This is a genomic window from Roseibium aggregatum (genome assembly GCF_017309185.1).
GTDB lineage: Bacteria > Pseudomonadota > Alphaproteobacteria > Rhizobiales > Stappiaceae > Roseibium > Roseibium aggregatum_B.
Genome location: NZ_JAEKJZ010000009.1, coordinates 28748 through 49362 on the forward strand (window position 1 = coordinate 28748; position 20615 = coordinate 49362).

Genomic DNA, 20615 nt, shown 5'->3' on the forward strand with positions numbered 1-20615 from the left:
ATGAAGACCTCGCAGACCATGAGCGTCGCGCGCGCGACATTGATTTACGCCGGGCTTGTCTGCCTGCTCTACGCACTGATCCCGAGCCTGTTCTTCCCGGGCCCTCCTCTCGATGTCGTGGAAGGGTTCGCCTGGGGCCGGGAGCTGCAACTCGGCTACACCAAGCATCCGCCCATGCAGGCCTGGCTGCTGGAAGCCGGTTACCGGCTGACCGCAGGCCATACGTTCAGCGCCTACTGGCTGAGCGCGCTCTCCGTGGCAATCGGCTACGGCTTTATCTGGGCGCTTGCCCGCCGCCTGGGGCTGACCGGCTGGCAGGCCTTCTGGGCCGTCGTACTCACCGGCGTGACCTTTTACTTCACCCTGCCCTTGCCGGAATTCAATCCGAACATCCTGCAGATCCCGATCTGGGCGGGCATGTTCTTCTTTTTTCACCGGGCAGTGGACAAAGGCCGCCTGCCCGACTGGCTGGCGCTCGGTGTCCTGTCCGCTTTCGGGCTCTATACCAAGTATTTCGTCCTGCTGCCGATCGGAGCCATCGGCCTCTATGCGCTTGTCTTCGCCGACGCACGCAGACGCATTCTGTCCGCAGGACCCTGGCTCGCCATGATCGTTTGCGCGATCCTGCTCGTGCCTCATCTCTCCTGGCTGATCGAGACGGACTTCCTGACGCTCCGCTATGCGGCCGGCCGCAGCAAACCTGCGCTGTCGCTTTTCGATCACGTCTATAATCCTCTCAACTTCCTGCTTGCCCAGATTGGCAATCATGCCGGAGTGTTCATCGCGGTCCTTGCGGGTCTCGGCTGGAGCGGTCTGCGGTCCTTCCGCGCCCGATACGCGCAAGCCGAAACTTCCGTCGCCCAGGAGAACGACCGCTTCCTGCTGTGGTTCGCCTTCCTGCCGCTTGCCGTCGTCGTTCTCGCCTCCGCCGCGACCGGCAACGAGTTCGAGCACATGTGGGGCACGCCGATGTTCGTGCTTTCCGGGATCGTCGCCGTCAGATACCTGAAGCTGCCTGTCCTCTGGCCTCATCCCCGCCGCGCCCTGATCGTGGCGATCGCGATCCAGGCGATCTTTCTGACCGTTCTTTTCGGACAGGCCGTCCTCGAACCTTACTGGAAAAAGAAACAGACCCGGATGCATTATCCGGGCCGGGCCGTCGCCGAGGAACTCGCGCGCGTCTGGAAAGCTGAAACCGGAACGGATCTCGCCTATGTGGCCGGCGACATGTGGTCGGCGGCGAATGTCACGCTCTACGCTCCCGGACGGCCCTCCATGTTCTATCTGCACGATCTGGATCAGAGCCCCTGGATCGATATTGTCGACGTTCAGTCCAAGGGCCTGATGATCGTCTGGCGCGGCGACCGGAAAAAGCCGCTCAGGGAGATCCAGTCCTTCTACCCGGACGCCGTCCGGGACGGACAGATGACGGTCCCCTATCAGTCATCGGCGGACATTCCCGAGGCAATCGTCAACTGGGTTATCGTGCCGCCGGGCAAGGTCGCCGTCCGGCCCGCCGAATAACATGGCAATTCCATTTGGAATCGCCGAAGTCCCTCTCCCCCTGAAGGGGCGACCTGGTGGCGATTGCAAACGCTCCCGAACAAAATGCGATTGCCCTGCATCAAACAGGATTTTGCCTGACCGCGCTGTCTGGAAACCGGAACAAAAGCTCACTAACTTGACGCAATGATCGACATGGCGGACATCGACGGCGTCGAGGACTGGTTGATAGACCAGGCTCTCGGTTCACCCAATCTGGCGGCGATGTTCGCCGAAATGTGCGAGCGCCTGCGCGCCTGCCGCGTACCGATCGACCGTGCGCTTCTGGGATGGTCGACGCTCCATCCCCTCATCGAGGCGGAAACCGTGTGCTGGGAAGCGGGCTCCGAGGTTCAGCATTCGCAATTCACCCATCACGAAGCGGAAAGCGACGAGTGGCTCAACAGCCCGATGCGCGCGGTCCTGATCAGCGGCGAACCCATGTTGCGCCGCCGGCTCGCCAATGCCAACGCACCATCGGAATTTCCGCTTCTGGCGGACCTTTCCTCGCGCGGCTACTCCGACTACATCGTGATCCCGACACGATTCGAGATCCCCACCATACCCGGCGAAGTCGGCACGACGGGCATTGTCATAAGCTGGGCGACACGCGCGGAAAACGGCTTCAGCGACGACGCCATGAGCGCCATCACCTACATTCAAAGGCGCTTTGCGCTTGCCGCCCGCGCGACCCTGCAGAGCCAGATCGGCCGGACCATCGCCGAAACCTATCTCGGAAAGATCGCCGGCGACAAGGTCCTGGCGGGACAGATCCGCCACGGAGACGGCGAAACCGTCGATGCGGTGATCTATTTCAGCGACATGCGCAATTCGACCGCGATTGCCGAGAAGCTCGGACCGGATGCCTACCTTGCCTGGCTCAACACCTATTTCGATGCCACCGCCGGATCGATCCTGAGCAAGGGCGGCGAGGTCCTGGACTTCATCGGCGATGCCGTTCTGGGCGTTTTCCCGATCGGCCGGCAAAGCCTGGAAAACGCCATCGTCCAGGCGCTTGCGGCCACGGACGAAACCCGCGTGAAACTGACGGCGATCAACGCCAATCCCGCGACGGCTCACCCGTTGCGTGCCGGGGTCGCACTGTCTGTGGGCTCCGTCATGTTCGGCAATATCGGCGTACCGCAGAGGCTGACCTTTTCCGTCATCGGCCAGACCGTGCATGCGGCGGCCCGGATCGAGAGCCTGACGAAAACCGTCGGCACCGACGTTTTGATGACCGAGGACGTCGCACGCCGCGCCGGGCATCGGTCGCGGCCGGTCGGCGCCTTTGCGCTGGACGGCTTCTCCGCTCCGCAGCCGCTTTTCGCTCTGGAATAACCCTTGACCTTGCTTTAACACTTCTCGCCCGGGGGAAGGCTTTCCACGCCTGTCAGACACGATAACACAAGACGAAAAACGATGAGCGATCTCAGTCCTAGCGCAAAAACTCACCTGCCCTTCAAGGATCAGGAAGCAACCGGTGAGGACACCGGCGCGCCTGTCATCCTGCTCCACGGTTTCGGTGGCGACCGCCAGACCTGGATCAACATCCAGACAGGACTGGCGGCGAAGAAGCGCTCCATCGCCTTCGATCTGCCGGGGCACGGCGATGCCCTCGACTGGCCCAGGATCGGCAATGCCGGCGTCGCGGCCAAGGCGGTGGCCCAGTCTCTGGAAGCCCTTGGCCTGGAACGCGTGCATCTTGTCGGCCACTCCATGGGCGGTGCTATCGCCGCCCTGGTCGCTCTGAAAAACCCCGACAAGGTCGCCAGCCTGACCCTGCTCGCGCCGGGCGGTTTCGGGCCGGAAATCAATCACAAGCTGCTGCGCCGCTACGCTGCGGCGACCGAGCTCCCCGAGATGGAAATGTTGCTCGAACAGTTTTTCGGCTGGGAGTTCAAGCTGCCTAAATTCCTGGCCAAAACTGCCGCCGAAGGCCGAGCCCGGCCTGGCGCCGTCGCGACGCTTGAGGCAATCGCCGAGGAGATCATCGACGGTACGGTGCAAAAAACCCTGCCGCGCAACGAACTGGCAGCACTGCCGATGCCGATCAAGGTGATCTGGGGCACCCAGGACCGCGTTCTGCCGACCCGTCAGTCCCACAAGCTGCCCGGCATCGTCGCGACCCACATTTTCGAACGGGTCGGCCACATGCCCCACCTGGAAATTCCAAACAAGGTCGTTCGGCTTATCCTGCAGAATGCGGTGTGTGACTGACCCGCGCCTCCCCGCCGGTCCGTCTCTCGCGTCGGAGACCTTGGCAAACACAGCCTTCGTCATCCCGGCCGCAGAAAAGCGGCGATCCGGGATGACCGCGGACAGGCAACACCTGAAACCTCAAAAGCCAGGGTCTCGGGAAAGCCGCCGCCGGAAGAACTTGCTCTCGGCAAATGGCAAACCCGTCACGCCTCCGGCAAGAGATCCGTTCGCCAGGGCTCGCCGATCACCCGGCGCGCCATCATGTGGGAACGCGGAGAATTGATGCTGTCGACGGCGATCAGCTTGCCCCCGTTGAGATAGGCCACGTAGAATTTGCGCGCTTCCGGAGACCCGACCACGATCGTCTCGTCATAGCCCTCCGACAGACCGGCGATCTGGAGCTTGATGTCGTATTGATCCGACCAGAACCATGGCAGCGGATCGTAGTCGACATCCTGGCCGAGGAGCACCTGCGCGACCGCCTTGGCCTGGTCGATCGCGTTCTGGACGCTTTCCATGCGCACGGAGCGCTGATAGCGGTTGGAGTAGAACCGCGTGCAGTCGCCGGCGGCGTAAATATTCTCATCGCTCGTCTGGCAGGCGCCGTCGACAAGAATGCCGTTGTCGGTTTCAAGCCCCGCATCGGAAGCAAGGGTGTCGTTGGGCTCCGCACCGACGGCGATCAGCACCAGATCGGTGGGCAGGATGTCGCCCCCGGCAAGCTTCACCCCGGTCACCGAGCCGCTGCCTTCAATGGACTCGACACCCGTATCGAACCGAAGGTCCACGCCATGTTCCCGGTGCAGCCCGGAAAAGAAATCCGAGACGGTCCGGCTGATGACACGTTTCATCGGCCGGTCCTGGGCTTCCAGAACGGTTACCTCCTTGCCCAGCGTCCTGGCGACCGCTGCGACTTCGAGCCCGATATAGCCCGCACCGATGATCGCGAGCCGGTTGCTTTCCAGAAGCCTCTGACGGATGAGATCGACATCGGCGATCGTCCGCAATGTGTAAACGCCTTCCTTGTCGGCGCCGGGAAGCAGCAGACGACGTGCGCTGGTGCCGGTGGCAAGAATGAGTTTGCCGTAGGAAAGCGTATCGCCGTTTTGGAGTTCGATCCGCTTTGCGTCCCTGTCCACGGCCACCGCCGTGGTATGCGGGATCAGGTCGATGGTGTTGGTGGCATAAAAGGCGGATGGGCGCAGCCACAGGGCTTCGGCTCCGATCTCGCCTGCCAGATACTTCTTAGACAGCGGAGGGCGCTGATAGGGCGGATGGGCTTCGTCGCCGATCAGGCGCAAAGGACCTTCAAAACCTCCCTGCCGCAAGGATTGCGCGGCCTGGGCACCGGCCTGGCCGGCACCGACAATGACGATTTCTTCCTGCATTCTCCCCTGCCTCTTTCAAGTTCGGCTTTTCTCAGGCCCGGAAGGCTTAGCAGAAAGAATGCATGGCCGCCAGAAGGGCGAATTGACGCCTGGGCACCGCCTTCAACGAAGAGCGGCGGCACCCGGCGGGATCCGGTCCCGTTCGCGAAATCCATCCGGTTGCCCTGGTTGCAGTGGCCCCGGCGATGGAGGCAAGATCCGGGGTTGATCCGAAAAACCTTCAATTCCGATGTCTTTTTGGAATGACGAAACCTGCCGATCTGATAAAAGGGCCTCCTCGCGCATCGTCCCGGCACAGCTTGTGACTGCGGGCCCGGCGCTCGCGAGCTTGCTTCGCGATCCGTGTTTGCAACCGCCAGTCCGGCCTTCCGGCCACATCCCCGAGGCTTCCTTGAAAACTCTCGCCAAAATCGCCCCGGCGTTGTTCGTTCTTTTGTGGTCAACCGGTTTCGTCGGATCGAAACTCGGCGCTCCCTATATCGAGCCGATGGTGTTTCTCACCTTGAGATTTGCCGCGGTACTGGTGCTGCTCGGACCGCTCGCCTTGCTGCTGGCGAAATCCTGGCCGGCAAGACGTCTCGAGATTGGCCATTGCATCGTTGTCGGCATGCTGGTCCACGGAATTTATCTCGGAGGCGTCTTCTGGGCGATCAAGCAGGGCATGCCGGCCGGAACCTCGGCCATCATCGTCGGGCTTCAGCCCGTTCTGACGGCAGTCACGGCAGTTGCGCTGCTGGATGAAACGGTCTCCCGCAAGCACTGGCTCAGCATGGCGGTCGGGGCGAGTGGCCTTGCTCTCGTCCTCGCTCCCCGTTTCGACCTTTCGGGCACGGGCATCACCCCGGCAACAATCGCGGCGGTTCTTCTCGCCGTTTTCGCCATCAGCCTCGGAACCGTCTACCAGAAGCGGTTCGCGCAGGGCCTGGATCTGTTGTCCTCGGCAGTCTGGCAATATGTCGGCGCCCTGATCGTGACAGCACCGCTCAGCTTCCTGGAGAGCTGGCGGATCGAGTGGTCCGGAGAGCTGGTTTTTGCCCTGGCCTGGCTGGTTCTCGTCCTCTCCGTCGGCGCGATCCTGCTCCTGATGCTGCTCATCCGGGAAGGGGCAGTCTCCAGGGTCGCCAGCCTGTTCTACCTCGTGCCCGTCGCCACCACGGTGGAGAGTTATTTCCTGTTCGGAGAAACGCTGTCGGTCGGTCAGATCGCAGGCATGGCGCTGGTCGTCGGCGCGGTCCTGGCGATCCGGGGCCGCCAGCACAAGGCCTGAGAGGGAGGCCGGAAGCTCTTCAGGCCTGCGAGCCTCTCGCCTTCCCGCCCATTCCATTCTCCAGCCGCCGGATCTGCCGCTGCCGGGAAATCGACGCGTTGACCTCGCCGCCCAGGATGAACAACAGCGCGCAGATATAGAGAAAGATCAGCGTGGTCATGATCCCCGCCAGACCACCGTAGGTCGACACATAGTTGGCGAAGCTGGCCAGATAGGCGCCGAACACGCTGCCCGCGACGATCCACATGACCAGCGTCGCCAGAACCCCCGGCCAGAGATCGTGAAACCTTCTCTTGCCCGCCGGCAGCAGCCAATGGGTGATGAACAGGCCGATCACCAGAAGGGAGCCGGCCAGCGTGAACCGGGCCACGTTGATCGACAGGAGGAAGGCCTCGATTTTCGGCACATACTGTTCGAGGGTCGCCAGTGCCAGCGGCGCCAGAACCACGAGAAACGTGTAGACCAGCATGATGCCCGCCCCCAGAAGCACCAGCCCGATCGATTGCAGCCGCAGCAGAACGAAATTGCGATGCTCCTGCTGCCGATAGGCCCGGTTGAGCGCGGTCCTGAGCGCCTCCACGCCATTTGACGAAAACCACAGGGCAGCAACCGCGCCGAAGGTCAGCAAGTCGCCGCGGCGCACCGTCAGGACATTCTTGATCTCCTTGGCCACCGGAGCGGCCACACTTTCCGGCCAGGTATCGAACAGAAGCTCCGAGGCCCGGTCCGCCGCGCCGGTGAAACCGAAAAAGGCCGCAAGCGAGGCGATGAAAATCAGCAGCGGAAAGACCGCCAGCAGACCGGACAGCGCGACATGGCTCGCCATCGCGAAGCCGTCGTCGCGGGCGAAATGGCCGATCGCATCCTTCAGAACGGCATAAATCGATTTCAGGGTCTGGCGGGCTCTCATGCCCGTGATCTGGCCCGGTGTCGGCTGGTCCGTCAAGTGCCGGGCCGGGCTTCGGCGTCAAAACCGCCCCCTCCAAAAGATGGAGAAATTCCAACTCGACAAAAGCCGGTGTGCGACGCAACATAGCTTCAAACAAAAGCGCACGAGCGCAACAAATGAATACGGAGAACGCCCATGACCTCTGCAGCCGTATCGGCGGCAGGAATGCCGGAGAGCCAAACTGACCGCCTGGATGCCGCCGTCGCGGAGCTCGACCGCCTGCTGGACCTCGCCGCCCGGCGCGTGCGCGAGCGGGTGACCGCGGACGGACGCATTTCCTCTTCGCTCATGGAACGCGAGCAACGCGCGGCCCACGGCCTTGCCTGGCTGGCGACCTATGTCGAATCCCTCCGCCAGCTCAACGCCTATGCGGAGCGGCTGAAGGGGGAAGGCCGTTACGGCGCCCTGGAAGACAGGATCGTTCAACTTGGATTTGCCGAGTATCTCGCCCAGATTTTCGGCGGCATCCCCATGAACCAGGGTGAGGTGGTCCGTCTTTCCGACCTCGGCATATCCTCCGAGGAAGCGAAATCTGTCCGGACCGCGGATATCGACGCGCTGATCGAAGCCGGCAATACGCCGGAAATCCGCGGCGAGATCACACGCCTGATCCGTGACCAGGCGGGCCACTCGACCTTCGGCGACCCCGGCCTCGACGACACCATGGAGCAGATCCGCAACGAGATGCGGCGCTTCGCGGAAGACACCGTCGTTCCGAATGCCCATGAATGGCACCTGAAGAACGAGTACATCCCGCTTGAAGTGATCGGCCAGATGTCGGAACTCGGCGTTTTCGGCCTGACCATTCCGGAAGACTACGGCGGACTGGGTCTTGGCAAGGAAGCCATGTGCGTGGTCTCCGAGGAGCTGTCGCGCGCCTACATCGGCGTCGGCTCGCTCGGCACCCGTTCGGAGATCGCGGCGGAACTGATCCTGTGCGGTGGCACGGAGGAGCAGAAGCAGCACTGGCTACCGAAAATCGCCTCCGGCGAAGTGCTGCCGACAGCGGTTTTCACCGAACCCAACACCGGCTCCGACCTGGCCTCGCTCAAGACCCGCGCAGTCAGGGACGGCGATGTCTGGAAGGTCTCGGGCAACAAGACCTGGATCACCCATCCGGTGCGCGCCGACATCATGACGCTTCTCGCCCGCACCAATCCGGACGAGAAGGGCTACAAGGGCCTGTCCATGTTCATCGCCGAAAAGCCGCGCGGTACGGATGACGATCCGTTTCCCGCCGAAGGCATGAGCGGTGGCGAAATCGAGGTGCTCGGCTACCGGGGCATGAAGGAATATGAAATCGCCTTCGACGGCTTCGAGGTCAAGGCGGAGAACCTGCTCGGTCAGGTCGAGGGCGAAGGCTTCAAGCAGTTGATGCAGACGTTCGAGGGCGCGCGAATCCAGACCGCCGCCCGCGCGCTTGGCGTTGCCCAGTCCGCTCTGGATCTCGGCCTGCGCTATGCGGAAGAGCGTATCCAGTTTGGCAAGGCCCTGATCGAATTCCCACGGGTGTCCGACAAACTGGCGATGATGACCGTGGAACTGATGATCGCGCGTCAGCTCACCTATTTCTCCTCCTGGCAGAAGGATTCCGGCAAGCGCTGCGATCTGGAAGCCGGCATGGCCAAGCTGCTCGGCGCCCGGGTAGCCTGGGCGGCCGCCGACAATGCGCTCCAGATCCACGGCGGCAACGGTTTCGCTCTGGAATACGCCATTTCCCGCGTTCTGTGCGATGCCCGTATCCTGAACATCTTCGAGGGCGCCGCCGAAATCCAGGCCCAGGTGATCGCCCGACGGCTCCTGGAAACCCGCGGCAACGCCTGAATGTCCAGCCGGGACGGCCCCCCGTCCCGGCTTACTGCGCATTTCCCCTGACTTACACTCCCCATCGAAAAGCATAAATTGGTTGGGAGGATGATCTTTGGGCGAAACCTGGGAACGGATCGACGCCTGACCCGTTTCCTTGGTGACACCAGTGAAGGAGGACGAAATGAGCGAACCGATCCGTCTGAAACACAATGGCTGGGTTGTCGTCGCCGATGGCACCAAGGCTCTGTTCCTGCGCAATGCAGGAGACGAGAAATTCCCCAACCTGGAAATCTTCAAGAAGGAAACCCAGGACAACCCTCCCAACCGGGAACAGATGTCGGACAGGCCCGGTCGACTGAGCGACGGCTCGAACGGTCACCGCAGCGCGGTCTCGGAGGCGGACTGGCACGCTCTTGCGGAATCGGGTTTCGCCTCGGATCTCGCCGACATGCTCTACAAGCGCGCCCACAAGGGAAAATTCGACGAAATCGTTCTCGTGGCAGCGCCCTCCGTCCTCGGCGAAGTCCGAAAGCATCTCCATAAGGAGGTCACCTCACGGGTAATCGCGGAGATCGGCAAGGACCTGACGAATCATCCTGTCGACAAGATCGAGAAGCTCGTTCTGGCCAGCGGCTGAGCGCGCCCGGACAAGCCGGTCGACGTTTTGGAGGAAGGTCTTCACCAGGCCTTCCTTTTTCGTTTCCGGCTGCGGACCGACGTCTTCTGGAACGAATGCGCCGTCCAAGCGTTATCCTCTCAGGAACCGGCCGGCAACGAATGCGGACCGGTACGAAGGGTCAACGAGACGAGGACGAGATGAACGTCTATCACGGCTTCGATTATCAGCATGCCAAACACACACGCCTGGGCACCGGAATGGAGAGCAAGGCTCACGAAATCGACTGGAAAGCGATCACGGTCGGCTGCGCCTTGACCGGAATGCTTTTTTCGCTCATCGCGCTGGTTTTTCACTTGTTTTACTGACACCAGCAAGGAGTCTACAGATGAAGGACAGGATCACATCCCAGATTTCCACGCTGCTGAACGACGAAACGCGCAGCCGCAAGGAACGTGTCGAAGGGCTGATCAGACTGAGAGAAGATGCCCGGGCACTGGAACGCGCCGCGACCGAAGGTCCGATGGCGGGCCCCGAGCCTTCTGGAGAGCTGCTTCGCAAGGTCGATCGTGCGCTGGAGCGGCTCGGATACGACGAGGCCGCCCAGGCGGACGAGTTCAGTGCGGCAACGCTCTGAAGCCATCGATCATTGAAGAACCGGGCCGAAGACCCTATCTCTTGAGCGTCATTAACGGTAGGCTGTCCGGATGAACACGACATTCGAAGACCTCGGTTTCGATCCGGAAATCTTGGGTCCCGAGGAGGACCAGAAAAAGTCGGTTCGCCAGAAACTCCTGGCGACCGCGCGCAAGGCCGCGCGGCAGATCCCCTTCATGGAAGACGTCGTAGCTGGTTATTATTGCGCGCTGGACCCGGCAACCCCGACCAAGGTCCGGGCGACGGCCCTGGCGGCACTTGCCTATTTCGTGCTGCCGCTCGACGCGGTTCCCGATCTGATCCTTGCCGTCGGCTTTGCCGACGACGCCACGGTACTGATGGGCGCTCTCGCTATGATCCGCAGCCACATGCGCGAGGATCACTACCAGGCCGCCCGCGACGCACTGAAGGATGGGGAAATCTAAGCCCCCATAGACCTTAATCCGGATTTCCGTCCGGGCCGGGGAGCGCGTCGTTTCGCCATGACCCCGAAGTTCTTCCCGCGATCAGCCAGTACACCGCGCCCGCGAAGAAACCCGCCGCAAGAACCACGACACTGCCGGGCCGGATATTTCCGGCCTCCTGCGGTGCTCCGAGTGTCCACAGAAGGAAAGCGATTCCCCCGCCCGCGGCCACGTGAAACACCAGGCCGCGCAGACGGGCAAGTTCGGCGACGCCGATCAGAATCGATGCGGGAACGAGCGATGCGGCGCCGATGACGCTGGCGCCGACCAGCCCCGTCCCGACCATCGTGGCGAAGGCAACCGGGTCCTGTTCCGGATGGGCTGCCCGGAAGAGGCCCCACGCAAGAAACAGGCCGGAGGCCAGCAGTCCGCAAATGAACCCGAATACGATCTTGAGGAGCTGAAACAAAAACTTGCCGCCGTCCAAACCCGTGTCCTTCCTGAAAACGCCTTGCCCCTACTTGAAGTCTGCTCCCCGGGAATGCAAGGGCGCAGCCACGAGAACGGCTGGCGCAACCGGGGCCGGAAATCCCCGGATTCGCTGTTTTCGGTTGACTTTTTGCCGATTTCGCAGGAACTTAAGGGATGGCGTTTGGAAACGCGCGATACTGACCTTGGCACCCGAGTTCCGAGGCTTTTTGCGTATGAACCGAGCCAGTCCCTGCGCCATGTAGAAAACGTTGAAACGATAGAGGAGATCTCGACCATTCGCCGTCCGTTCCGCGCCCCGCCACCCACGAAGGAAGGCCCGCGCACAAACCAGGAAATTCGCGTCCGCGAAGTCCAGTTGATTGATCACGAAGGCGCCAACCGTGGCGTCATCCCGACAGAAGAAGCGATGGATATCGCGATGGAAGCCGGGTTGGATCTCGTAGAAATCCAGCCGAACGCAAATCCGCCTGTCTGCAAGATCCTGGATTATGGCCGGTACAAGTACCAGGCCCAGAAGAAAGCCGCAGAAGCCCGGAAAAAGCAGAAGACCGTCGAGATCAAGGAGATCAAGATGCGTCCGAACATCGACACGCACGATTACGACGTGAAGATGAAGAGCATGCTGCGGTTCTTCAACGAAGGCGACAAGGTGAAGGTCACGCTCCGTTTCCGGGGCCGCGAAATGGCACACCAGGACCTGGGCATGAACCTGCTCAACAAGGTACGCGAGGAAACCTCCGAGATCGCCAAGGTCGAATCCTCACCCAAGCTGGAAGGCCGTCAGATGGTGATGGTGCTCGCGCCGCTGAAGTAAGCACGCGCTTTGCAGAAGACTTTCAAAACCCCGCTTCGGCGGGGTTTTTTATTGAAAGGCCGGATCGCGCAACAGCCGCTCCGCCAGTCGTTCGAGCGGCGCGCCACTTTGGTCCGCAAGCGCCAGAATCCAGGCGCCCTGAACCATGACGAGAACCTGCTCCGCCGCTGCCTCGGGGTCGGCGCAGCCGAATTGCGTCGCATATCCGGCGAGCCGGCGCTTCCATTTGTCCAGGACCGTGCAGGCCACCTGTCTCAACTCGGGATCCTGTGAAGCCGCCTGCAGCATGCTCATGACGGGACAGGCAAGAAGCCGCTCTTGCTGCGTCGCCAGTCTGGCGATCGCCCGGCAGGTGTTGGCGGCCCCTTCCCGGAAAGTACCGGCCTCCACGAAGGCTTCGGCGACGACATTTTCGATAATCCCGCCCACCCAGAGTGTCGCTTCCTCGGCCAGCTCACGCTTGCCACCCGGAAAGTGATGATAGAGCGACCCTTTGGGCAGCCCGGCTTCCGAGAGGATTTCCGCCAGGCCGACACCATCATACCCCTTCCGCCTGAACAGGGAGGCGGCGGTGTTCAGAAGACGGTTTCGGCTCGATGGTTCGGACATTCAAATCCTCTACACCCTCTAGACCGATTGGTCTAGAGGGTGTATTAGACCAGTCGGTCTATTAGGGGATGGCTATGTTGAAAGACATCGGCGGAAGTGTAAGAGCGGTGGAATTCCAGGCTCGCGGAGCACGGCTTCAGGGCTACTACTACGAGCCTTCCGGCACGGTCCGGGCCAATCTGGTTCTCCATGGGGCGACGGGCGTCCACCAGCGCTACTACCGCAACTTCGCGACCTGGGCCGCCGACAACGGCTTCGGCGTTCTCACTTACGACTACCGGGATTTCGGGGAATCCGCTCATCGTCCTCTCCGCGACAGCCCGACGACATTTACCGACTGGGCGGTGCTCGATCAGGCCGCCGCGGAACGCACCCTGTCCGAGCTCGCGCCAATCGGCCCGCTCTGGACAATCGGTCATTCCCTAGGCGGGCTGGGGTTTGCGTTTCGTCCGTTCGACGCGCGGTACCAAAGGATCATCACCGTCGGAGCGGGGTTCGGACACTTCACCGATCATCCCTGGAGTTACCGCCCGAAGGTGCTGGCGTTCTGGTTTCTTGTGGGGCCGGTCGCCACGACGTTGGCGGGATATCTGCCCGGCAAAAGCCTCCTTCTTGGGGAGGACCTGCCGGCCGGCGTCTACTGGCAATGGCGAAAATGGTGCACCAGCAGGGATTTTTTTAACGCCGACATCGGCGTCAGCCTGCCGGAGCCCGATTTTCGCCAGGAAGGTCGTGAACTCAAGATGTTCACGATGGAAGACGACGTCGTGGTCCCGCCGGCCAGCGTCGGAAGATATGCCGAGGTGTTTCCCAGGGAGCGCATCGAGTACCGGAACCTGCGCCCGTCGGACTATGGCCTGGCAAGCCTCGGCCATATCGAGGTCTTTTCCAGGCGCAGCGCAGCTGTATGGCCCGACCTCCTCTCTTCGAATTGAAGCCGGGGTCACAAGACGGGCTCACAGTAACGTAGCGGTATGCTACATTACCGCGAGCTACGAATGGTTTTATCGAACGAAATTGCGCCGTCGCTCAGACCGGAGCGGGTAATTATGAGCATTTGATTTTATTATCTCATCCAGCCAACTAAGCGGATCGGAGACATTCATGCCGAAACTGCCTGGCAAGTCCTACGATGAAATGAAGGCCCTGATCGGCAAGAACCACGGCATTCCCTATGTCTTCAGCTGGGAATTGCTGATTGCCATCTGCTGGGAAGAATCCCTGTTCAACAATCAGGAACAGGAAAAGGGAACCGCCTGGGGGTTCGGTCAGGTGGAGCCCTCCGAATTTTACAAGTTCGAGACGCAGCAAGCACGCCAGAACGGATACTACGTGGCCAACCTTCCGCCGAGAACCAAGGTTGGAACCGCCACCAAGCTCCAGGGCAAATTGACGGACGATCAGTCCGTGCAGGTGGTCTCCGCCGCCCTCAGGCACAATTACTATTCCCGCAAGCACGACAAGCTGGATGCGCTCTATGCCTATGGCGGCGTCTACTACAAGGGCCCGTCGCCGCTGAGCAAGGCGGACAGAATCAAGATCATTCAGGGCTGGCTGAACTGCGAGAAGCACCTCCAGTTTTTCCATCAGGGTTACGATCGCGACGAAATCATCAAGGGGCTGAACATGGCCCGGAGCTTCAAGAGCCGCGAAGCCGAATTCCGGCCGATCCTGTTCCCGCTGAGCGAGGATTATCTGATCGAGTGGCTGAAGAAATATATCGCGCAGCTGAAGGCCAGCAAGCAGATGCTCCGGACGGGCGCGCGCGGGCAGGAGGTGACGGCGCTGCAATCCGTCTTGAACCACAAGGGACAGTCACAAGCAGCCAAACTGGTGGAAGACGGCATTTTCGGACAGAAGACCGGCGCGCGCGTCTTCGAGTTCCAAAAGCAGAATTTCCTGACCGCCGACGGCATCGCCGGTCCCAAGACCAAGGCGAAGCTGACTGCCTGAAAACGCGCCCGGCGCGTCAGGCCCGCGCACGAGACGCGTGGTGGCGGGCAAGGTGAAGCCGGTCGTCGCGCGAAGAGAACACCACCGCCAGACCAATGCCGATCAGGGAACCGACGATCGTGTCGAACACCCGCTCCGGTGCCATTGACGCGCCATGGGCGCCGTTGGCAGCCAGATAGGTCATCAACAGCGCCATCGGTGTCACGAAGATCTGTCCCAGGCCGTAGTTCGCCCCGATGACGAATTCCGTGGCAATCTGGAAAAAGGCGACCAGCAGGATCACCGTCGCGAAGGACGGTTCCTGCGCCAGCACGAACCAGACAAGCGCCGAACCGACCAATGACCCGACCATACGCTGCAAGGCCCGGGTCATGCTGATCTGCAAATTGGCGCCCTGCAGAACGACGACCGCCCCCATGACCGCCCAGGTCGGATGCCCCGCACCCGCCGTCTGAACCGCGAAGGCGGCCAGCGCCGCCCCCAGGACAATCCTTGCCGCCGCCGAAAGACGTGCCCGCACCGGCTGGTGAGGCTCCACCGGAAGAGGCAATTCGGGATCGCCCGTATGGCGGAACCGCTCCGTGAGCGCACAGACGGCCCATGCCAGCGCCGCCCCCGCCGCGGTTGCCGCCACCCGTTCCAGAACAGTGTGGAAGCTGTCCAGGGGGCCCATCGCGGCTCCTGCCGCAAAGATGAAGATCAAGGCCCCGGGAGGGCCGAACCGGCCTGCGAGCGAGATGAAAAAGAACACGCCGCTCGCCAGGGCAAGGAGCAGAAGCTGCGGCACAGACGGCAGACCGAGCCATCCGGTCGCCGACATGACGAAGACACCCAGGACCTGCGCAACGGCACTATAGAGCACGATGCGCCGACGTTGAGCCGCTTCCGGAGCGAACCGCCCGAACAGGGTGACCAGCGAGCCAAGAGCAGCGAACCCTGCCAGATGCGGCCAGGGCGTCAGGTAATACACAATCGGGAGAACGATTGCTCCCGCTAGCGCGGCCTGAAACCCGGCCAGCAGAGAGTTGCGCAGGAACGGCTGCGCCGAAAGCGAAAGACTTTCCAGAAACCGGTGCCGATGAAGAAAAAGAACCGCCGCATCGCGGCGGCGAAGCGCCAGTTCCGCAGTGGCCTCATTTGGGCAGGTATCCGATTTGCGCGTCATGTCGCCTCTTTTGATTGCCGCGCCTGCGCCTCCCTGAGCCGCGCATCGATTTTTTCAAAACTGGTCAGGACGTCTTCCACGTCCGCGTCAGACAGGTCCGCCAGGAGGTCCTCCTCCGCCCGGTAGAGTTCCCGCCGGATCTCCCTCACCCGCTCCGCCCCGGACGGGGTCAGAAAGACCAGCCGCGCCCGCGCGTCCTTTTCGTCGACCCGCCGCTCAACCAGGTTCTGCCGGCACAGGATATCGAGCAGCCGGACCAGGCTAGACGTATCGATGCCCATGCGCGCCGCCAGATCTTTCTGCGTCAGGCCACCACCGGTTTCCTGCAGATGGACCAGCGGCACCCAGGTCGCGTCGGTAAGACCGGCCGCCGCAAGGTGCCGGTCGATGACCTGCCGCCAGCGGCGCGCCAACTGGGAAAAACACATGCCGAAGCGGAATCTGGGCGTGACGGGAAGATCGTTCATGGACGATCCGTAAAGCAAATTAATTTGAATTGCAAATCAAATTAATAAACGCATTGGCGTGGTCAGTCGGATATATTCCTCAGATGGTTTTCCACGAAATCGCCAAAGGCCCGCACGATCGCGGAGGGGCGGTTGGAGGCGTAAGCCAGACTGATCCCGATCTCGGGCAAGGCCGGAAGCGGGTCCTCCAGCTCAAAAAGGTCCGGTGGAACGGCGGAGCGCGTGACAACGCTGATGGCCTGGCCGGAACGCGTCACGGCAAGAAGCCCGGCCAGACTGTTGCTTGCGAACGCGATCCGGTAGGCCCGCCCGGCCTGATCCATGGCCGTGCGGGCCGCCAGATGGTCCAGCGTATCCGGCGCCGAAAGCGCGAGAGGGATCACCTCGCGGTTCAGGATGCCCGGTTCGGCCTCGCTCCCGACCCAGACGAAGCTTTCCCGCCGGATGACATGCTCGCCCGTCTCCTCGCCCGGCAGCGACACGAGCGCCAGATCGAGCCGCCTGCGCTGAAGAAGAGGCTTTAGCTCGACGGTCGGGGCGCACACCACTTCGATCTCGACATCGGCATGGCGCTCGCCGAACCCCTGGAGAAGACCGGGAAAAAAGGCCGTCAGATAGTCTTCCGGGCAGCCGAAGGTGATCGCCCCCCGCAATCCCGATCCCGGCAGCAGGGACAGTGCGTCGTCATGGGCGTTCAGGATGCGCTCGGCGTGGATCAGAAGACGGTCTCCTGCGGCCGTCAGTTCAACGCCGGTGCCCGTCCGGCGCAAGAGCGGCTGGCCCGCGATCGCCTCCAGCCGCCGCATCTGCATGCTGACCGCGGACTGCGTCCTGCCAACCTGCCGCGCGGCGACACTGACGGAACCGGTCCGCGACACGGCGACGAAACTGCGCAGGAGAAGAATGTCCAGGACGTGCATGGCAGATATCAACCCAACTTATAACGGATTTCTATATTATGAATTTGGCTGAACACAATCCCCTTGCTAACTTTCCAGGAACAGCAAGCCGCCGGAGGTCCGCGCGAGCGAAATCAGGAAACCTGAAAGATGGCCGACACACTCTCTCCCGCGACAGGCGCCGAAGACGACACCTTCTGGTCCGATGTCTCGGACCACGTCATGCGCTACGGGCCGAAATTCGAACGGCGCGTGATCGAACGGGCCGAGGGCAGTTATGTCTACGACACGCAGGGCCAGCCGATCCTCGATTTCACCTCCGGCCAGATGAGCGCGCTTCTGGGTCACTCTCATCCGGAAATCGTCAGGACGATCCGCGAGCAGATCGGGCGGCTCGATCACCTGTTCAGCGGCATGCTGTCCCGCCCGGTTGTCGACCTGTGCAGCCGTCTCGGCTCGCTTGTGCCCGGCCTGGAGAAGGTCCTCCTGCTGTCGACAGGCGCGGAATCGAACGAGGCCGCCATCCGTCTCGCCAAGCTGGTCACCGGGCGGCACGAAATCGTTGCATTTTCCAGAAGCTGGCACGGCATGACCGGGGCCGCCGCCTCGGCCACCTACAGCAACGCCCGGCGCGGCTACGGCCCCGCCAATGTCGGCTCCTTCGCGATCCCCGCCCCGAACGCCTACCGCCCGCGTTTCACCCACGCCGACGGCAGTCTCGACTGGCGGACGGAGCTGGATGACGCCTTCGCGCTGATCGACAGCCAGTCCACCGGAAACCTCGCTGCGTTCATTGCCGAACCGATCCTCTCCTCCGGCGGCATTATCGAACTGCCGGAGGGCTACCTCGCCGCGCTGCGCAAGAAATGCGACGAACGCGGTATGCTCCTGATCCTGGATGAGGCGCAGACCGGCATCGGCCGCACGGGCCACATGTTCGCGTTCCAGCGCGACGGTGTGACACCGGATATCCTGACCCTGTCGAAGACCCTTGGCGCCGGCCTGCCTCTGGCTGCCGTCCTGACCAGCCGCGCAATCGAGGAAAAGGCCCATGAGCTCGGCTTTGTCTTCCTGACCACCCATGTGTCCGACCCTTTGCCCGCCGCCGTCGGCGTGACCGTCATGGATGTTGTCGAAAAAAGCGGACTGATCGAGCGGGCCCGAACCGCCGGCGCCCGCCTCAAGAGCGGCCTCGAAACACTGCAGCAGCGTTTCGAATGCGTCGGCGACGTCCGTGGACGCGGCCTGCTGCTGGGCATCGACATCGTCAAGGACCGGGCCGGCCGGGAACCCGACCTGGAAACCGGCGACCGCATCGGCGCGGAAGCCATGAAACGCGACCTCAGCATGAACATCGTCAAGCTGCCCGCGATGGGCGCCGTCTTCCGCATCGCACCGCCGCTCACCGTTACAGACGACGAAATCGATCGGGGCCTGGAACTCATGGCGGAGGCCATCGACGCGGCGCAGAAGGGATAGGGCGATCCGGTGACCCGTGCGTCTTAAGAGGCCACGTCGGGTTCCTTGTGCCGGTACTGCACACGAAACGCCCCCGGAGTGAGGCCCGAGAGCCGTGTGAACAGGCGAACGAAGGACGGCGGGTCGTTGTAGCCGACCGCGTAGCAGATTTCCGCCACGCCCTTCTCGGTTTCGATCAGCAAGTCGCGGGCACGTTCAATTCTCAGTTCCTGAAGATAGGCTTTAGGCGTCAGCCCGGACCCGGCCTTGAACCGGCGCAGGAAACTCCGGCCCGGTAAACCGCTCGCCACCGCCATGTCCTCCACCGTGACCGCGTCGGCGAAACCGCTTTCCAGAAAGTGCTGCGCCTTCAGAACGGCTTTATCGCCGTGACGCAAGTCCGGCAGGAAACGACGGAACCGGCGCTGGTCCCGCCTGCGGAACTCGACGATGAAATGACGCGCCGTATCGGCGGCGACCGAATAGCCCAGGAAGCGCTCGATCAGGGCGAGCGCCAGATCGACCCAGGCCATCAGCCCGCCCGCCGTGATCAGATCCGTATATTCAATGAGAAGCTGTCCGGTATCCAGATCGACCTCCGGATAGGCCGCCTTCAGCCGCTGCTCCAGCCCCCAGTGGCTCGTGACCGCCCGGCCTCCCGTCAGTCCGGCGGCGCAGACGAAGGTCAGGCCCGTGCAGGCCGAGCAGATCACGGACCCGGCGGCATGCCGCTCTTTCAGGAAGCCGGGCAGATCCGGCACGGCATCCACACGGACTTCGTCGGAAGACGGCGGCAGAATGACCGCGTCATACGCAGCGTGCCTGGCCGAAAAATCCGTCAGGACATCCACTTCGAGCACGGCACCGCATGCCTGAGCCGCAAAGCCCAGAACGTCCTGCAGGCCGAGCACGGCCGATTGCATCGCGCCGGGATAGGCAAGAATGGCAAGGCGAAGCATTTCCATCACCTGGCTTATTTAGCATATAATTTGTCAAATCCGCCACTCATGCATCCCTAAAGACCTCGCTAATTTACACGCATCCGGACCACGCAAGGAGCTTCCGAATGCTTGAAACAGCGACGCACTCTCCCGTTTACAGGCTTGGCGGCCTAACCCTGACCTGCCTCTCCGACGGACATTTGCTCATCCCCGGCACGTATTTTCCGAATGCCGATGCGTCTGAGAAGGAGAAGGTCACACCGCACACCCGTTTCGGCGCCAATACCTGGCTTGTCGAGACGGGTACGCGAAAGATCCTGATCGATGCCGGGTCCGGAACCAGCCTGAAGGACCGTTTCCCGGCAAGCGGCGCGCTCGACTGGCGGGACAGCAGACTTGCCGCACGCCGCGACGGCATCACAGATGTCGTCGTCACCCATATGCATGCCGACCATATCGGCGGACTGGCATCCCAGAACCGAAGCCTCTTTCCAAAGGCGAGGATCCACGTCCAGGAAAAGGAATGGGCTTTCTGGACCGACGAAGCTCTCCTGGCCGCCGCTCCGGACGACCGGAAACCGATGATCGCCCTGATCCAGTCGCTTGCGAGACCGTTGACAGACCAGATTGTGCGGCACTCGGGCGAGGCCGATCTCGGCGGTGGCGTCAGGCTCCTGCCCGCGCCAGGCCATACGCCCGGCCATCAGATCGCCCACCTGAGCGACGGCGACGGGGAAATCCTGCTTCTAGGCGATGTGGTCGTTTCCGACACCCTGCAATTTTCCAATCCCGACGTGACCTATGCGCTCGACAGGGACCCGGAGCAGGCGGTGGAAACACGCAAACGCCTTTTTGAGTGGCTCACGGCCGACGAAATCCCTTTCGCCGCGACCCACATCAACGCGACCGGACTTTGCCGTCTGGAAAAGCGGGCAGCCGGCTACGGATTCAACCCTCTTTGAACAAAACCGGCAATCGAACCTTGA

At 62.2% G+C, this 20615-nt stretch carries 22 protein-coding genes; 14 read left to right on the forward strand and 8 right to left on the reverse strand.

The features are described 5' to 3' along the window. The 3 genes from JF539_RS26600 to JF539_RS26610 all read left to right on the forward strand — a co-directional run bounded on the left by JF539_RS26600 (window position 1) and on the right by JF539_RS26610 (window position 3759). Window positions 1-1524, forward strand: a complete 1524-nt coding sequence (locus JF539_RS26600; protein WP_209017621.1) for a glycosyltransferase family 39 protein — start codon at window positions 1-3, stop codon at window positions 1522-1524. Window positions 1525-1698: 174 nt separating this feature from the next. After that, window positions 1699-2880, forward strand: coding sequence for an adenylate/guanylate cyclase domain-containing protein (locus tag JF539_RS26605; RefSeq protein ID WP_209017622.1), 1182 nt, complete (start codon window positions 1699-1701; stop codon window positions 2878-2880). A gap of 81 nt (window positions 2881-2961) precedes the next feature. Continuing rightward, window positions 2962-3759, forward strand: a complete 798-nt coding sequence (locus JF539_RS26610) for an alpha/beta fold hydrolase (RefSeq protein ID WP_207144264.1) — start codon at window positions 2962-2964, stop codon at window positions 3757-3759. 185 nt (window positions 3760-3944) lie between these two features. On the opposite strand, the gene JF539_RS26615 is transcribed toward JF539_RS26610, so the two are convergent. Next, a complete protein-coding gene (locus JF539_RS26615; protein ID WP_207144265.1) occupies window positions 3945-5129 on the reverse strand; it encodes an NAD(P)/FAD-dependent oxidoreductase in 1185 nt (394 codons plus the stop codon). Window positions 5130-5520: 391 nt separating this feature from the next. Here JF539_RS26615 and JF539_RS26620 point away from each other — a divergent pair, with 391 nt between their 5' ends. After that, complete coding sequence (locus JF539_RS26620; protein ID WP_207144266.1) at window positions 5521-6396, forward strand: DMT family transporter; 876 nt, start codon at window positions 5521-5523, stop codon at window positions 6394-6396. Window positions 6397-6415: 19 nt separating this feature from the next. Here the strand turns inward: JF539_RS26620 and JF539_RS26625 are convergent, their stop codons facing one another. After that, the gene (locus tag JF539_RS26625) at window positions 6416-7306 is read right to left on the reverse strand and encodes a YihY/virulence factor BrkB family protein (RefSeq protein ID WP_207144405.1); all 891 of its coding nucleotides are present in this window, start codon (window positions 7304-7306) and stop codon (window positions 6416-6418) included. A 174-nt stretch (window positions 7307-7480) separates the two neighbouring features. Here JF539_RS26625 and JF539_RS26630 point away from each other — a divergent pair, with 174 nt between their 5' ends. From JF539_RS26630 to JF539_RS26650, 5 genes are all read left to right on the forward strand, one after another. Continuing rightward, entirely contained in the window at window positions 7481-9169 is a 1689-nt protein-coding gene (locus JF539_RS26630) for an acyl-CoA dehydrogenase family protein (protein WP_207144267.1), read from the forward strand. Between the two features lie 166 nt (window positions 9170-9335). Further along, complete coding sequence (locus JF539_RS26635; RefSeq protein ID WP_207144268.1) at window positions 9336-9791, forward strand: host attachment family protein; 456 nt, start codon at window positions 9336-9338, stop codon at window positions 9789-9791. A gap of 140 nt (window positions 9792-9931) precedes the next feature. After that, complete coding sequence (locus JF539_RS26640; RefSeq protein WP_207144269.1) at window positions 9932-10138, forward strand: hypothetical protein; 207 nt, start codon at window positions 9932-9934, stop codon at window positions 10136-10138. A 20-nt stretch (window positions 10139-10158) separates the two neighbouring features. Next, window positions 10159-10407: a hypothetical protein gene (locus tag JF539_RS26645; RefSeq protein ID WP_207144270.1), complete on the forward strand. Its 249-nt coding sequence runs from the start codon at window positions 10159-10161 to the stop codon at window positions 10405-10407. Between the two features lie 70 nt (window positions 10408-10477). Continuing rightward, window positions 10478-10852, forward strand: coding sequence for a YkvA family protein (locus JF539_RS26650; protein WP_207144271.1), 375 nt, complete (start codon window positions 10478-10480; stop codon window positions 10850-10852). Window positions 10853-10865: 13 nt separating this feature from the next. Here the strand turns inward: JF539_RS26650 and JF539_RS26655 are convergent, their stop codons facing one another. Continuing rightward, window positions 10866-11318 (reverse strand): hypothetical protein, encoded by a 453-nt coding sequence (locus tag JF539_RS26655; RefSeq protein WP_209017624.1) that lies wholly within the window; start codon window positions 11316-11318, stop codon window positions 10866-10868. 279 nt (window positions 11319-11597) lie between these two features. On the opposite strand from JF539_RS26655, the gene infC reads away from it, so the two are divergent. Beyond that, window positions 11598-12137, forward strand: coding sequence for a translation initiation factor IF-3 (infC, locus tag JF539_RS26660; RefSeq protein ID WP_207144407.1), 540 nt, complete (start codon window positions 11598-11600; stop codon window positions 12135-12137). A gap of 48 nt (window positions 12138-12185) precedes the next feature. Here infC and JF539_RS26665 read toward each other — a convergent pair whose 3' ends face one another. Beyond that, window positions 12186-12746, reverse strand: coding sequence for a TetR/AcrR family transcriptional regulator (locus JF539_RS26665; protein ID WP_207144272.1), 561 nt, complete (start codon window positions 12744-12746; stop codon window positions 12186-12188). A gap of 74 nt (window positions 12747-12820) precedes the next feature. On the opposite strand from JF539_RS26665, the gene JF539_RS26670 reads away from it, so the two are divergent. Together JF539_RS26670 and JF539_RS28085 are read left to right on the forward strand one after the other, a co-directional pair. Continuing rightward, window positions 12821-13681 (forward strand): alpha/beta fold hydrolase, encoded by an 861-nt coding sequence (locus tag JF539_RS26670; RefSeq protein ID WP_207144273.1) that lies wholly within the window; start codon window positions 12821-12823, stop codon window positions 13679-13681. Between the two features lie 169 nt (window positions 13682-13850). After that, window positions 13851-14699 (forward strand): peptidoglycan-binding domain-containing protein, encoded by an 849-nt coding sequence (locus tag JF539_RS28085; RefSeq protein ID WP_328809327.1) that lies wholly within the window; start codon window positions 13851-13853, stop codon window positions 14697-14699. Between the two features lie 16 nt (window positions 14700-14715). Here the strand turns inward: JF539_RS28085 and JF539_RS26680 are convergent, their stop codons facing one another. The 3 genes from JF539_RS26680 to JF539_RS26690 all read right to left on the reverse strand — a co-directional run bounded on the left by JF539_RS26680 (window position 14716) and on the right by JF539_RS26690 (window position 17251). After that, window positions 14716-15864 carry an FUSC family protein gene (locus JF539_RS26680; protein WP_207144274.1) on the reverse strand — a complete coding sequence of 383 codons (1149 nt, stop codon included), beginning with the start codon at window positions 15862-15864 and terminating at the stop codon, window positions 14716-14718. Then, the gene (locus JF539_RS26685; protein WP_207144275.1) at window positions 15861-16331 is read right to left on the reverse strand and encodes a MarR family winged helix-turn-helix transcriptional regulator; all 471 of its coding nucleotides are present in this window, start codon (window positions 16329-16331) and stop codon (window positions 15861-15863) included. Before JF539_RS26685 ends, JF539_RS26680 begins: the two co-directional genes overlap by 4 nt. A 62-nt stretch (window positions 16332-16393) precedes the next feature. Next, on the reverse strand, window positions 16394-17251 hold the full coding sequence (locus JF539_RS26690) for a LysR family transcriptional regulator (protein WP_207144276.1): 858 nt from the start codon (window positions 17249-17251) through the stop codon (window positions 16394-16396). A gap of 129 nt (window positions 17252-17380) precedes the next feature. On the opposite strand from JF539_RS26690, the gene JF539_RS26695 reads away from it, so the two are divergent. Continuing rightward, entirely contained in the window at window positions 17381-18709 is a 1329-nt protein-coding gene (locus JF539_RS26695) for an aspartate aminotransferase family protein (RefSeq protein ID WP_209017625.1), read from the forward strand. Window positions 18710-18732: 23 nt separating this feature from the next. Here JF539_RS26695 and JF539_RS26700 read toward each other — a convergent pair whose 3' ends face one another. After that, window positions 18733-19647, reverse strand: coding sequence for a GlxA family transcriptional regulator (locus JF539_RS26700; protein WP_209017626.1), 915 nt, complete (start codon window positions 19645-19647; stop codon window positions 18733-18735). A gap of 107 nt (window positions 19648-19754) precedes the next feature. On the opposite strand from JF539_RS26700, the gene JF539_RS26705 reads away from it, so the two are divergent. Then, window positions 19755-20591 carry an MBL fold metallo-hydrolase gene (locus tag JF539_RS26705; protein ID WP_207144278.1) on the forward strand — a complete coding sequence of 279 codons (837 nt, stop codon included), beginning with the start codon at window positions 19755-19757 and terminating at the stop codon, window positions 20589-20591. The last annotated feature ends 24 nt before the right edge of the window (window positions 20592-20615 follow it).

What these genes read in the sequence shown, in the direction of transcription:
- JF539_RS26600 (WP_209017621.1), top strand. Translation starts at nt 1, where the DNA reads ATGAAGACCTCGCAGACCATGAGCGTCGCGCGCGCGACATTGATTTAC.
- JF539_RS26605 (WP_209017622.1), top strand. Translation starts at nt 1,699, where the DNA reads ATGGCGGACATCGACGGCGTCGAGGACTGGTTGATAGACCAGGCTCTC.
- JF539_RS26610 (WP_207144264.1), top strand. Translation starts at nt 2,962, where the DNA reads ATGAGCGATCTCAGTCCTAGCGCAAAAACTCACCTGCCCTTCAAGGAT.
- JF539_RS26615 (WP_207144265.1), bottom strand. Translation starts at nt 5,129, where the DNA reads ATGCAGGAAGAAATCGTCATTGTCGGTGCCGGCCAGGCCGGTGCCCAG.
- JF539_RS26625 (WP_207144405.1), bottom strand. Translation starts at nt 7,306, where the DNA reads ATGAGAGCCCGCCAGACCCTGAAATCGATTTATGCCGTTCTGAAGGAT.
- JF539_RS26630 (WP_207144267.1), top strand. Translation starts at nt 7,481, where the DNA reads ATGACCTCTGCAGCCGTATCGGCGGCAGGAATGCCGGAGAGCCAAACT.
- JF539_RS26635 (WP_207144268.1), top strand. Translation starts at nt 9,336, where the DNA reads ATGAGCGAACCGATCCGTCTGAAACACAATGGCTGGGTTGTCGTCGCC.
- JF539_RS26640 (WP_207144269.1), top strand. Translation starts at nt 9,932, where the DNA reads ATGCGGACCGGTACGAAGGGTCAACGAGACGAGGACGAGATGAACGTC.
- JF539_RS26645 (WP_207144270.1), top strand. Translation starts at nt 10,159, where the DNA reads ATGAAGGACAGGATCACATCCCAGATTTCCACGCTGCTGAACGACGAA.
- JF539_RS26650 (WP_207144271.1), top strand. Translation starts at nt 10,478, where the DNA reads ATGAACACGACATTCGAAGACCTCGGTTTCGATCCGGAAATCTTGGGT.
- JF539_RS26665 (WP_207144272.1), bottom strand. Translation starts at nt 12,746, where the DNA reads ATGTCCGAACCATCGAGCCGAAACCGTCTTCTGAACACCGCCGCCTCC.
- JF539_RS26670 (WP_207144273.1), top strand. Translation starts at nt 12,821, where the DNA reads ATGTTGAAAGACATCGGCGGAAGTGTAAGAGCGGTGGAATTCCAGGCT.
- JF539_RS28085 (WP_328809327.1), top strand. Translation starts at nt 13,851, where the DNA reads ATGCCGAAACTGCCTGGCAAGTCCTACGATGAAATGAAGGCCCTGATC.
- JF539_RS26680 (WP_207144274.1), bottom strand. Translation starts at nt 15,864, where the DNA reads ATGACGCGCAAATCGGATACCTGCCCAAATGAGGCCACTGCGGAACTG.
- JF539_RS26685 (WP_207144275.1), bottom strand. Translation starts at nt 16,331, where the DNA reads ATGAACGATCTTCCCGTCACGCCCAGATTCCGCTTCGGCATGTGTTTT.
- JF539_RS26690 (WP_207144276.1), bottom strand. Translation starts at nt 17,251, where the DNA reads ATGCACGTCCTGGACATTCTTCTCCTGCGCAGTTTCGTCGCCGTGTCG.
- JF539_RS26695 (WP_209017625.1), top strand. Translation starts at nt 17,381, where the DNA reads ATGGCCGACACACTCTCTCCCGCGACAGGCGCCGAAGACGACACCTTC.
- JF539_RS26700 (WP_209017626.1), bottom strand. Translation starts at nt 19,647, where the DNA reads ATGCTTCGCCTTGCCATTCTTGCCTATCCCGGCGCGATGCAATCGGCC.
- JF539_RS26705 (WP_207144278.1), top strand. Translation starts at nt 19,755, where the DNA reads ATGCTTGAAACAGCGACGCACTCTCCCGTTTACAGGCTTGGCGGCCTA.